Source organism: Neisseria dentiae (genome assembly GCF_014055005.1).
GTDB lineage: Bacteria > Pseudomonadota > Gammaproteobacteria > Burkholderiales > Neisseriaceae > Neisseria > Neisseria dentiae.
Genome location: NZ_CP059570.1, coordinates 2477867 through 2490199, shown reverse-complemented (window position 1 = coordinate 2490199; position 12333 = coordinate 2477867). Strand labels below are relative to the sequence as shown.

11 protein-coding genes are annotated in these 12333 nt (G+C 51.9%); 3 read left to right on the top strand and 8 right to left on the bottom strand.

The features are described from left to right. Positions 1–23: 23 nt before the first annotated feature. The 7 genes from H3L92_RS11650 to narH form a co-directional block, all read right to left on the bottom strand. Positions 24–1250: an MFS transporter gene (locus H3L92_RS11650; protein ID WP_085365248.1), complete on the bottom strand. Its 1227-nt coding sequence runs from the start codon at positions 1248–1250 to the stop codon at positions 24–26. A gap of 566 nt (positions 1251–1816) precedes the next feature. Then, positions 1817–2293, bottom strand: a complete 477-nt coding sequence (locus H3L92_RS11645; protein WP_085365249.1) for a hemerythrin domain-containing protein — start codon at positions 2291–2293, stop codon at positions 1817–1819. Between the two features lie 319 nt (positions 2294–2612). Further along, complete coding sequence (locus H3L92_RS11640) at positions 2613–3287, bottom strand: response regulator (protein ID WP_085365250.1); 675 nt, start codon at positions 3285–3287, stop codon at positions 2613–2615. Further along, positions 3284–5170, bottom strand: coding sequence for a type IV pili methyl-accepting chemotaxis transducer N-terminal domain-containing protein (locus tag H3L92_RS11635; protein ID WP_085365251.1), 1887 nt, complete (start codon positions 5168–5170; stop codon positions 3284–3286). The genes H3L92_RS11640 and H3L92_RS11635 overlap by 4 nt, the downstream gene beginning before the upstream one ends. Positions 5171–5543: 373 nt before the next feature. Then, entirely contained in the window at positions 5544–6227 is a 684-nt protein-coding gene (gene narI, locus H3L92_RS11630) for a respiratory nitrate reductase subunit gamma (protein ID WP_085365252.1), read from the bottom strand. Further along, positions 6224–6895, bottom strand: coding sequence for a nitrate reductase molybdenum cofactor assembly chaperone (narJ, locus tag H3L92_RS11625; RefSeq protein WP_085365253.1), 672 nt, complete (start codon positions 6893–6895; stop codon positions 6224–6226). Before narJ ends, narI begins: the two co-directional genes overlap by 4 nt. Further along, positions 6895–8454 (bottom strand): nitrate reductase subunit beta, encoded by a 1560-nt coding sequence (gene narH, locus H3L92_RS11620; RefSeq protein WP_085365254.1) that lies wholly within the window; start codon positions 8452–8454, stop codon positions 6895–6897. The genes narJ and narH overlap by 1 nt, the downstream gene beginning before the upstream one ends. Before the next feature lie 394 nt (positions 8455–8848). On the opposite strand from narH, the gene H3L92_RS11615 reads away from it, so the two are divergent. The 3 genes from H3L92_RS11615 to H3L92_RS11605 are packed head-to-tail and all read left to right on the top strand — an operon-like array spanning position 8849 to position 11362. Next, positions 8849–9091, top strand: coding sequence for an antitoxin (locus H3L92_RS11615; protein ID WP_085365255.1), 243 nt, complete (start codon positions 8849–8851; stop codon positions 9089–9091). After that, positions 9088–9477, top strand: a complete 390-nt coding sequence (vapC, locus tag H3L92_RS11610) for a type II toxin-antitoxin system tRNA(fMet)-specific endonuclease VapC (RefSeq protein ID WP_085365256.1) — start codon at positions 9088–9090, stop codon at positions 9475–9477. The genes H3L92_RS11615 and vapC overlap by 4 nt, the downstream gene beginning before the upstream one ends. A 52-nt stretch (positions 9478–9529) precedes the next feature. Continuing rightward, a complete protein-coding gene (locus H3L92_RS11605) occupies positions 9530–11362 on the top strand; it encodes a P-loop NTPase fold protein (RefSeq protein ID WP_085365257.1) in 1833 nt (610 codons plus the stop codon). A gap of 203 nt (positions 11363–11565) precedes the next feature. Here the strand turns inward: H3L92_RS11605 and H3L92_RS11600 are convergent, their stop codons facing one another. After that, positions 11566–12159, bottom strand: coding sequence for an L-threonylcarbamoyladenylate synthase (locus H3L92_RS11600; protein ID WP_085365258.1), 594 nt, complete (start codon positions 12157–12159; stop codon positions 11566–11568). Positions 12160–12333 lie beyond the last annotated feature (174 nt).

Sequence of the window (12333 nt, the reverse complement as noted above, 5' to 3'; positions counted from 1 at the left end):
GCGTTGGGGCCGTCTGAAAACATTCAGCCGTTGCGTTTGGCTTTAAACGAAAAGTGCATCCAAATCAGCGACACGCACACGGTGCCGTAGAGCAGCATAAAGCTGGTGGAGCGGATGCCGGTGAAGTCTTCGAGCGCGCCGAACATAATCGGCAGCAGAAAGCCGCCCATGCCGCCGGCCAGCCCCACGATGCCCGAAACCGCGCCGATGTTGTTCGGATAATCGTCGGCCACGAATTTGAACACCGAAGCCTTGCCCACCGCCATCGCCACGCCCACGGTAAACATCAAAATGGTGAACAGCGTCACGTTGAGGCCGATGTGCAGGCCGAGCGTGCCATAAGTGGTTTTAATCAGCATGTCGGTTTGCGGGTAGGAGAGCAGGAAAAAACACACCCAGCACACCCACATCACCGCCCAAGTTACCTTATAAGCGCCGAATTTGTCGGAAAGATAACCGCCGAGCGCGCGCAAAACGCCGCCGGGCAGCGAGAAGCAGGCAGCCAGAAAGGCGGCGGTTTTCAAACTCATGCCGTATTCGCCCACATAATATTTGGTCATCCACAAGGCCAGCGCCACATAGCCGCCGAACACCACCGAATAATATTGGCTGTAACGCAGCACACCCGGGTCTTTCAACAGCGCGAGCTGTTCGCGCAGGGTAACGCTCGAAGAAACCAGATGCTTGGGATCGTGATAGCTGGTGAACCAGAAAATCACCGCCATCGCCAGCATAATGGCCGAATACACGGTGGGCACAATCTGCCAGGTGCCGTAGGTGGTAATCAGCCAGGCCGCCAGAAATTTATTCACGGCAGAGCCGGCATTGCCCGCGCCGAACACGCCCATCGCCATGCCCTGCTGGTGTTTCGGAAACCAGCGCGCCACATAAGGCGTGCCCACCGAAAACGAGCCGCCGGCCAAGCCCATCAGCAGGCCGATAATCAGGAAATGCCAGTAATGGGTGGCATAACTCATCAGAAAAATCGCCGGCACCGAAATCATCATCAGCGCAAACAACACGACGCGGCCGCCGTAGCGGTCGGTGAGTATGCCCAGCGGCACGCGGATTAACGAGCCGGACAACACCGGCAGCGCAATCAGAATGCCGTATTGGGTTTGGTTGAAGCCCATTTCCTCCTGAACTTTGATGCCCACCACCGCCAGCATCATCCAAATCATAAAACACACGGTAAACGACAGCGTGCTGGACACCAGCACCGAATAGCGTTTATAGGTTTCAGAGGCCATGCGCCCCATCCTTTCTTTATCGTAATCGGGTAAACAAAAATATTTTCGGCTGAGCATACCTTACGCTTTCCGGCGCACACTGCGTATGCGCTTGAAGGAGAAAGCGCACAAAGCATTGGGCATAGGCGGCATAGGCCGAACAGTGCAAAAAGATAGTTATTTGGTAGTAAGCAGAAAAAAAGCACACCGTAAAGGTGTGCGGATAATGGGGAACACAGGATTTCAGACGGCCTATTCCCTCTCCTGAGGGAGAGGGCTTGGCAGAGTTTAAGCAACTGTTTCCCGAGCGGCAGGTGTTAAGCCCTCTCCCCGGCCCACCCCCGCAGGGGAGGGAGTACGGTTACCGTTGGGTATTAAATGAGTGGTAACGCCATGCGTTTGGGTTAAATATCAGGCCTGTCTGAAAATATTTTCAGACAGGCCTCAGTATTTATAAGCAAGCCGGGAAAGAACACCCGTTATCCCCGGGCTTGCCCCGGGCATCTTTATTGTTTGCAAAGAAACAGCAGATACCGGCAGGCTCGAGTATGACGGAGCTGTTGCCAAGTAGTTTGGCTATCCCGGCCTCAATCTGCCGCCGATGCGCGGGCAAACAACACCGTGTTTTCTAGTTCGATATGATCCTGCAAATCGCTGACCAGCGTTTGCAATGCGGCGTATAAACGCTGCCAGCTCGGGCAGGCTTGGGCCGGCGGGGTAAAATGATCGGTAAGCGCCAACAGGCGGGCGATGGCTTGTTCGTGCTCTTCGTGCTCGTGCATCATCACGCGGATAGGCATGGCGGCGTGCTGTTTCATACCGTTGGCCAGCATGGGAAACAACACCTGCTCTTCTTTTTGCATATGCGAGAGCAAATCGGCCTGCATGGCTTGCAGCAGGGGCAGGATTTCGACCGGAAACTCACCGGCGTGCACCGAAGCGACTTTTTCGGCCAACGGCAGGATTTCCAGAAACTGGTGGCGGTGGGTTTGGTGGTAGCGGGCGAGAATATGCTCGATTAGGGCGGCATCGCCGCTGTTTTGCCAAATAGAAAAATCTGCCACGGTAATTCTTTCGCTATCGGGTTTCAGACAGGCCTATTCTATAAAAACCATGCTTTTTTTGCGTTAGGATTAAGGGGTAAGCGCCATCGGCCGGAAGGATTATGGCGGCGGGGAAACGCAATCCGGCAGCCTGAAACCTTTGCGGAAATACCCTTAAGGCCGTCTGAAATGCTGAAATCCCGTCACACTCGGGCTTAGCCCGGGCATCTGTTATTTCTTTTGCAAAAAAAAGATGCCCGGGTCAAGCCCGGGCATGATGCGGAGGGTTTAAGATATTGGGAGAAATTTTGTAAAGTTCTCAGCCTGTCTTCCGCCGCGCTCAATCCTGCGGCTGCGGCACGTTGTGCTGCACGGCATACACCGCCGCCTGCACGCGGCTGGTGAGTTCGAGTTTGCGCAGAATGTTCTGCACGTGCACCTTGATGGTGGATTCGGCCAAATCGAGTTTGCGCGCAATCACCTTGTTGCTGCGGCCTGCGGCCAGATGGCCGAGAATTTCAAGCTCCCGTTGGGTGAGGCTGTCGAGCGCGCCGGCCACGGCGGGTGTGCCGGGGTTGATTAAAGACTGCACCAGCCGCGCGGTCATTTCGGGGGAAAACACATTGTCGCCGGCGGCGGCTTTTTTGATCGATTCGATTAAAAACTCGGCATGGATGTTTTTGAGCAGAAAACCGCGCGCGCCCAAGCGCATACATTCGGTTAAGTCTTCGCTGTCTTCCGAAACGGTGAGCATCACCACGGTTTGCTCGGGGCGGCTGCTGAGTATCTGCGCCAGGGCTTCGCGGCCGTTCATCACCGGCATATCCAAATCGAGCAGCACCACGTCGGGCGCGGCCTGTTCGACCAGCTTCACGCCGCTGAGGCCGTCCGAAGCCTCGCCGATCACTTCAAAGCCTTCCTGCCGCGCCAGCAGGGCCTTGATGCCGCTGCGAAACAGGGTGTGGTCGTCGATTAACACGATGCGGATGGGTTCGGTGGTGTGTTCGAGGGTCATAATAAAACTCTTTCTTGTTGCGGCAGGGTGAGGCGGATTAAGGTGTGGCTGCCGGGCTGCGAATCCAGCTCCAGCCGGGCGTTGATGCGCAAGGCGCGCTCGCGCATGATGCCGAGGCCGACGTGGTTGCCGGACAGTTCGTTCAGACGGCCTGTGTCGAAGCCTTTGCCGTTGTCGCGTATGCTCATGGCGAAATCGCGGCTGTTATCGAATTCTATATCCACTTGCGTGGCTTGTGCGTGTTTGCGGATATTCGACAGGCTTTCCTGCAAAATAAAAATAAACTGCAACTGCTGCTCGCTGCTCAGATCGGGGCCGTCGCCCCGCCAAACCGTGTTCACTTCAACCTGCGTTTGCTGCTCGAAACGTTTGCTCAGGGTTTGCACGGCTTCGGCGAATTCTTTGCGGCTGATTTTGGTGCGGAAGTTCAGCAGCAGCTCGCGCACGTCTTCATAGCATTCCTGCACGCCTTCTTTGATAAATTGCAGGTTTTCGCTGATTTGCGCCTGCTCCTGCGCCGCCAGCGCGCTCTCGAGCATCTGCACTTGCAGGTTTAGAAACGTGAGGGTTTGGGCGATGCTGTCGTGCAGCCCCTGCGCCATCAGGTTGCGCTCCTGCAAAACGGCAAGCTGGCGGCTTTCGTCGGCCAGGCGGATATTGCTCAGCACGCCGGCAAGCTGGTTGCACAAGGTGTCGAGCAGCTCGCGCATGCCCGGCTCGAGTTCGTAGGCTTCTTTGAAATAGAGCGTCATCAGCCCCAAGTCGACGCCGTTGTAGCGGATATCGAACACTTGAAGATAGTGGAAGCCCGATTTTTCGCAACCGGCCAGCTGCTGCCCGGCTTCGGCGGGGCGGGTGAAGGTAATCGGCTGCCAATCGTGCTGCGCCACCGCGCGGCCGCAGAAGCAGTCTTCCAAACGGCGGCAGGCTTCGGCGGTTTGCAGGTTTTCGGGCAGGCCGCGGTGGGCAACCAAATCCATGCGTTCACGCTCGAAATCGAGCAGGCGTATGCTGCCCGCGTCGGCGGGCACAAGGTTCATGATTTTCTCTAAAAAGGTTTCGCCCGCTTCGGCGGCCGTCTGAATGCGGTTGAGAAAGCGCGAGAAAAAATAAAGCGTGCCCAGCGTGTAGTTTTTTTCGGCCAAATCGCGGGTTTTTTCGGCCACTTCCTGCTCCAAATGGGCGTATAGCTGTTGCAGGCGCAGGCTCATCTGGTTGAAGCCTTTATCCACTTCGGCAAATTCGGCCGAGCCGTCTATCGGCACCTGCACGCCCAGTTTGCCGTCGTGTATGTCGCTCACGCCCTGCTGCAATTGGTCGAGCGGGCGGATAATCCACAAATAAAGCAGCACCACCATCACCATCGCACCGGCCAGCACCAGCACCATCAGCCCGCTTTGGAAAAAGCGCAGCCATTTGGTGTGGCGCGCGTTCACCGATTCGGCCGACAGCACCAGCGCGTCGATCGAATCGACAAACTGCTCCAGCCTCTGCTCCGGCACGGTACCGCCGCCCGCTGCCGCCCGTTGCAGCATCGGGCGGATTTCGTTTTGCCAGCGGCGGGTGAGCGTTTGCATCTGCTCCTGCACTTCGGGGGTGTCGGGCAGAAACAGCGGCCGCGCCGGATCGCCCTGCTTCAATTGCGCGAGCGTGCGGTCGAAACGCTCGATACGCTCCAGAGCCTCCGCGCTGCGGCGCTCGCTGATCAGCAGCCCCAAACGGTAGGTTTGCATGCGCAGGCTGCCCGCATCGTTAATCGCCGCCCCGCCGCCTTCCAAACGCCACGACAGCAGCAGCGTCAGCACAATCGAGCCGACCGCCGCCGTTACCCATAAAACGGTGAGCAGTTTGAGGCGGGACGACAGGCTTTTGGGGTGTTTCATAACAGCGCATAACCGGAAACGGGGTGATAGAAAGACTGCTTTCAAACAGAAAGGTTTTATTATCACTATGAACGAGTTTATGTTGAATGAAAATAGCCCGACTGTGCTTTCGGGCTAATTCTTTAGAACTAAAGGCAATCAAACAGGCCGTTTTTTTGCAAAAACACCTTACAAGGCCGTCTGAAATGCCCGATGCAACCATACCGTCATACTCGGGCTTGACCCGAATATCTCTTTTTTTAAATCTCTGAAACCAAAAAGATACTCAGGTCAAGCCCGAGTATGACGGAGCGGTGCTGAAACACAGTAGTGTCAAACAGGCCGTCTGAAACCTTTCAGACGGCCTGTCGCATGATTTCAAACAATCAAGGCATCAACGCCGGCGCACCACCTGCCAAGCCCGGCCCAAATAGGCCACGCTGGCAAAGCCGCTCCAAACGTGCACCATGCGGGTAAACGGGAAGATTAAGAAAAACGTCATGCCCATGAAAACGTGCAGTTTGAACAGGATATTGGCGTCGGCAATGTAGTTGGCCGCTTCGCCGCGGAAGGTAACGATGTGCTGTGCCCATTTCATCAGCTGCACCATTTCATGGCCGTCGGTGTGACCGAGGCTCACGAAGATGGTGGACAAGCCCAGCAGCAGGGTAATCAGAATCCAGATTAATACCAGTTTGTCGCGCCAGGTGCTGTTGGCGGCAAGGCGGTCGCTTTGGAAGCGGCGGCGGATTAAGATGATCAAACCGGCCAGCGTGATTAAGCCGAACACGCCGCCGGCCACGATGGCCACCATCTGTTTGGCGCTGTGGCTCACGCCGAGCAAGTCCCAAAACCACAAAGGTGTGAGCAGGCCGACCAAATGGCCGCCGAAAATCGCCAGAATGCCGGTGTGAAACAGGATATTGCCCAAACGCAGTTGGCCGCGGTAGATCAGCTGGCTGGAATCGCTCTTCCACGAATACTGCTCGCGCTCGAAGCGCACGAGGCTGCCGAACAGGAAAACCGAAAGGCAGATATAGGGGTAGATGCCGAAAAAGAATTGGTTGAAGGTGTTCATAATACTGCTCCTTTTTGCGCCGTATAAGCGTTCTTAGGATAAAACTGTACGGTTTCGACGGCCGGCTTCAGCAGCGGCTCGGTGCCGGCAATATCGGGGCCGAAGGTTTCCATCGCTTCGTCCATATCGCGCACCGGCGGCTCGACCAAGGGCTGCGGCGGCACGGGGCTGAGCGCGGCAATGCCTTGCAGCAGCACGGCGTAGGGCGAGCCGCTTTTTTCGAGTTTGCCGCCGATGTGGGCAATCACGTGCACGGCATCGCCCAGCAGTTTTTGCGCGTGGTCGGCGGGTACTTGGGCAAAATATTCCAGCAACACCGGCAGATAGTCGGGCAGCTCTTCATCGCCCAGCTCGAAGCCGCGGCTGCGGTATTCTTCGAGCAGATCCACCATCGCGCTGCCGCGGTCGCGGTCTTCGCCGTAAACGTGCTCGAAAAGATACAGCGCATGGTTGCGGTTGCGGTCGAACGTGGCCACATATTGTTCCTGCAATTCGCGCAGGCTGTGGCTTTGCAGATAATCGAGAAAACTTTTCAGACAGGCCTGTTGCGCGTTTAACTCGGGCCATTCGTTTAAGGCCGTCTGAAACTCGGGCAAAGCTTCGATTAAGTCGGCTTCGGGGTAGCACAGCAACGCCGAAAACCATTGGTAAACGGGGTTGGCATCCATCAGCGCACCCCTTCTTCGCGGTTTTTCTCGGCGTCTTTGCGCAGGCCGTGGAACACAATCGGCGTGCCTTTGCGTTTGCCGAACAGGCTCTCGCTGCTTTCGCCGCCCGAGCAGCCGTTGCCGAAAGTGAAGCCGCAGCTTGATTTGTCGTCGAAGCTGTTTTCCACCATTTCTTTGTGCGAGGTGGGGATTACGAAGCGGTCTTCATAATTGGCAATCGCCATGATTTGATACATTTCCTCCACCATCGCCGGGGTGAGGCCGGTGCCTTGCAGCGTTTGCTCCAAGGTTTCGCCGTGCACCACCTGGCCGCGTTTGAAGCGGCGCATGGCAATCATGCGCTCCAATGCAAACTTAATCGGCTCCACCTTGCCGGCGGTGAGCAGGTTGGCCAGATAGCGCAGCGGAATGCGCATTTCGTCCACGCTCGGGATAATGCCGTTTTCGCCCACCAGGCCGTTTTCGATGGCCGACTGAATCGGCGACAAGGGCGGGATATACCACACCATCGGCAGCGTGCGGTATTCGGGGTGCAGCGGAAAGGCCACTTTCCATTCCATCGCCATTTTGTAAACCGGCGATTTTTTGGCCGCATCAATCCAGCTTTGGCTGATGCCCTGCTTCAGGGCTTCGCGTTCCACTTCCGGGTCGTTGGGGTTGAGGAACAGCCCCAGTTGCTGTTCGTATAAATCCTGCGGGTTTTCCACCGATGCCGCCTGCTCGATTTTGTCGGCGTCATACAGCAGCACGCCCAAATAGCGGATGCGACCGACGCAGGTTTCCGAACACACCGTCGGCTGGCCGCCCTCGATGCGCGGGTAGCAGAAGGTGCATTTTTCGGCTTTGCCGCTCGTCCAGTTGTAATAGATTTTTTTATACGGGCAGCCCGAAACGCACATCCGCCAGCCGCGGCATTTGTCTTGATCGATCAACACGATGCCGTCGTCTTCGCGCTTGTAGATGCTGCCGGAGGGGCAGGAAGCGATGCAGGTGGGGTTTAAGCAGTGCTCGCACAGGCGCGGCAGATACATCATGAACGTCTGCTCAAACGCCGCGTGCATTTCTTTCTGAATGCCTTCAAACAAAACGTCTTTGCCGCGCTTTTCAAATTCTCCGGCCAAATCGTCTTCCCAGTTCGGCCCCCATTCGACTTTGTCCATTTTCTTGCCGGTGAGCACCGAAACCGGCCGCGCCGTCGGCGGCGTAGGCATCTGCGGCGCGTTTTGCAGATGCTCGTAGTCGTAGGTGAACGGCTCGTAATAATCGTCAATCTGCGGCATGTTCGGGTTGGCAAAAATATTCGCCAGAATCTTCAGCTTGCCGCCCTGCTTGGGCACGAGCTTGCCGTCGGGCTTGCGCACCCAGCCGCCGTTCCATTTTTCCTGGTTTTCCCAGTTTTTCGGAAAACCGATGCCCGGCTTGGTTTCCACATTGTTAAACCACGCATATTCCACCCCGTCGCGCGAAGTCCACACGTTTTTGCAGGTAACGGAGCAGGTGTGGCAGCCGATGCATTTGTCCAAGTTCAGAACCATGCCGACTTGTGCCCTGATTTTCATGATGGTGTTCCTTTTGGTTTACCGGTTTCAGACGGCCTGTTTTCGAATGAGCGGAAAAACTTAGTTTTGTCGCAAGGCGCAACAACACCGTGGCGGAAATAACGTTTTTCTGCGATAAGGCCGTCTGAAAGCAGTTTGTTCAGCGGTAGCGGTAGCTTTATTTCAAACTTTTTTACAGATAAAAGCTTAGTGGAGGGCGGGCAAGAAAAATATGCGCCGAAAGCGCAAAACCCGGGGGAAAAGTGAGGGGATGCGGCTAGCTGAAAAGACGGGGCGGGATAGTTCTTTGGGAGTATGACGCGCCTGCCCGGTCGTAACAAAACATGATCAGCTTGAAACACCCAGCATGAAAATATATACTGTTTATATATATTTTTTAAGAAGGAGTGGTGCCATGACCACCGCAAAATTATTTTGGAACGGCAATTCGCAAGCGGTCCGTCTTCCCAAAGAATTCCGCTTTGAAGGCAAAGAAGTCAAAATCAGTAAGCAAGGAAATCAAGTGATTATCGAACCTTTAGTTACCGATTGGGATTGGCTCGACAGCTTGGGTGAGCCGGATGCCAGTTTTGAAACCGCCGTTAATGAGATACGGGTAGAAGCAGCACAAGAGCGTGATTGGAGTGTTTTTGAATGAAATACCTGCTCGACACCAACGCTGTAATTGCCATCTTGAACCGCAACACTGATTTCATCCAACGCTTAAAACAACACACCCCTGCCGATTTCGCCCTTTCCGCGATTACTTGGTTTGAACTGCACTACGGTGCGCACAAAAGTCAAAAAGCGGCAGAAAATCTGGCCAAGCTGGAAAAACTTGCTTTCAATATCCTGCCGTTTTCACAGCAGGACGCACAAACAGCCGGAAAAATCCGCAGCGATTTAGCCAAACAAGGCACTCCCATCGGCAGTTACGACATCTTGATTGCCGCCCAAGCCTTATCAAATCAACTGGTTTTGATTACCCATAATGTGCGCGAGTTTGAGCGGGTGGAAGGGTTATGGGTGGAGGATTGGGAGTGAAGGCAAATGTTACTGAACATAAAATGCAAATTGAGAAAGAGGTTGGTTGTTTATGAATAACCAGAATATTACTGAATTTTTGGAATATTATTTAAATTTGCCTCAATCACCCGAATATGCAGTGATGATTGATGCGCCGTGGGGAGCTGGCAAGACTTATTTTATAAGGAATTTTTTGGAAAAATATTACGAAAATAAAGATTCTAAAAAGGAAAGATTTCTCTGGGTCAGCCTTTACAGATTGTCCTCTATTGAAGAGATTGAAGCCGCTATTTTTGCTCAATTACATCCTATGTTATCCCATAAAGGTATGGCATTAACAGGTAAGTTATTGAGAGAAGGTTTAAAAGCAGCTATTAATCTTGATTTATCGACTATCAAGATTCCAGACTATTTGAAAGATATAGACAATACTGTATTGATTTTTGATGATGTAGAACGCTGTTCAATAGAGATGAACAAGCTGCTCGGCTATCTGAATCATTTTGTTGAAAACCAAAATCATAAAATGATTTTAATCGCCAATGAACAAGAAATAGAAACTCATTCAGAGCAATATAAAAAAATTAAAGAAAAATTGATAGGAAAAGTTTTTAAATACGAAGCTTCTTCTGTTGAAAAGATTCTATCAGATTTCATAAAAAATTATTTTAATGATAAATCACCAATCACTCTGTTCTATATTAATCATATTAAGCTTATCGTTAGAATATTTAACTTGGCCGATTATTCTAATATACGCGTTTTGAAACAGGCTTTACAGGATTTCGAGAGGCTTTATAAAACTCTTGATCAAGAAATATTGGATCAACCTGAATTAATGAGTAGCCTGCTAAGGGTTTTCTTAATTTTATTTTTTGAAGAAAAAAGCTCCGGTTACTCGATTGAAAAGATTTTTTTTGATCGATCGCGATTCGTGAAAGAGTATAGCAAAAATGGGAAAGAAAGCCTTTCAGAAGAAGAGAATAAGCTGAAGAAAATCCATGATAAATATCAAGATATTGTAAATTTCAGTTGGTCGGATATCCTGTTGGGTAACGATATATGGTTGGCTATTGTCCAATCGAATATCATCAACCAAAAAGCCATTAACTTATCCTTAAAAAACAGCCGTTATTTCCAGTATGAAAACCGTTCCGGCTGGTATCGTTTGTGGGATTATCAGTTATTAGCAGAGGATGAATTTAATCAAACATTTAATAATTGTTTGCAAGAGATCGAACAGAATAAAATTTCCGAGTTGGGAGAGTTGCAACATTATTTTGGACTATTCTTATTTTTTTCAGAGAATAATATTAGAAAAGCTGAAGCTGAAGAAGCGATGGAGCAAATCCAGCATTGGATTGGAGAATTGGCAGAAGATAAGAAATTACCGGATACATCGGAGTATCCCTCTTGGTGGGGAGAAAGTTGGGATAATCGTAGAGTAACATCTAGTGAACAGGATAGATATAAGGAGTTTTTAGATTTTGTGAAAAATAAAATTCAAGAACAGGAAAAATCGATGTATCCGGATAAGGTAGCCGGCCTTTTAAAAGATATGGTCGATGATGTTCATGCTTTTTCAGAAAAATTAATTGCAGATACCAAAGGGACATCAATTTATCGGAAAAACCCGATCTTGGCGCATATCGATATTGAAGAGTTTTTTGATAAGTTTTACCTTGCGATTCCTGAAAACCGCTATCGGATTATTTCTGCTCTTGAACGTCGTTATGAATATTGGGGTCGAAACAAAGAGCTTGAACCCGAAAAGAAATGGCTTCAAAATTTATTGAAAAAGATAAACGGGCAAAAGCTAAAATTTCAAGATCATCAGCACCTGATTTTTCTGAATAGATTGGAGTTAGTGGTTGAAGAAATCGTAAAAAATTGGGAATCTTGATGCTTTATAACAAGGCCGTCTGAAAATAGTGGGCCGCACAAAAGCAGGACAAATTCCAGCTCAACTAAGGTTCGGTTTTCTTAATGAATCAATACAATCTACACACACTCTCCCTATTTACAAGATTTACAAATCTACCCCGTTACCCAATGCAGCAGGCGTGGATTTGTAACCCGAAATATTGCTTTTGCATTAAATCCCTTCTAACGCAAGCGCCGCCCCGTTTCGGCATCGATAATCCGGCTCGGCGCTTTCTCGCCGCCGATGCGCCCGCCGACCACCCGCACGCGGCGGCCGAACAACCGCCGCACCTCGTGTTCGGTCTTACACGGCCTGCCGCCCGAGCGGTTGCAGGATGTGGAAACCAGCGGCGTGCCCAACGCCCTGCACAACTGCTGCGCGCCCGTATGCGCGGGTACCCGCACCGCCAGTTTGCTGCGCCTGCGGCCGCGCAACAGCGGCGGCAGGCGGCGGCAAGGCAGCAGAAACGTGGTGGGCGCAGGCCATTCGTTTTCCAGCATGGCCATGGTGCTTTCAGACGGCCTGTCCAACAGATTGCGCAACTGCGCCAAACTGCTGCCAATCACAATCATGCCTTTGCTTTGCGGGCGTTTTTTCAAACGGACCAATTTATCCAACGCCCGGATATGGCGCGGCAGGCAACCGATACCGTAGCAGGATTCGGTGGGATACGCCACCAAACCACCCTTTTTAAGATGGGCAGACAATCCCGCGCGGGCAGCCGCCGGGAGGGTGCGGGCAGTTTTCATAACAGGCGGCGTGGTTTTGTTTTTCATTTATTATCAAATTGTTGCATGAAAATAATCTTAAAATGATTGTTTTGTCATGCTCAGGCTTGGCTTGAGTATCTTGAGTTTCAGCAATATGAGATACCCGGGTCAAGCCCGAGTATGACGCATGGGCTTTTTATTAAGCTTATTTGCTAAAAAGGCCGTCTGAAACCGTTTCAG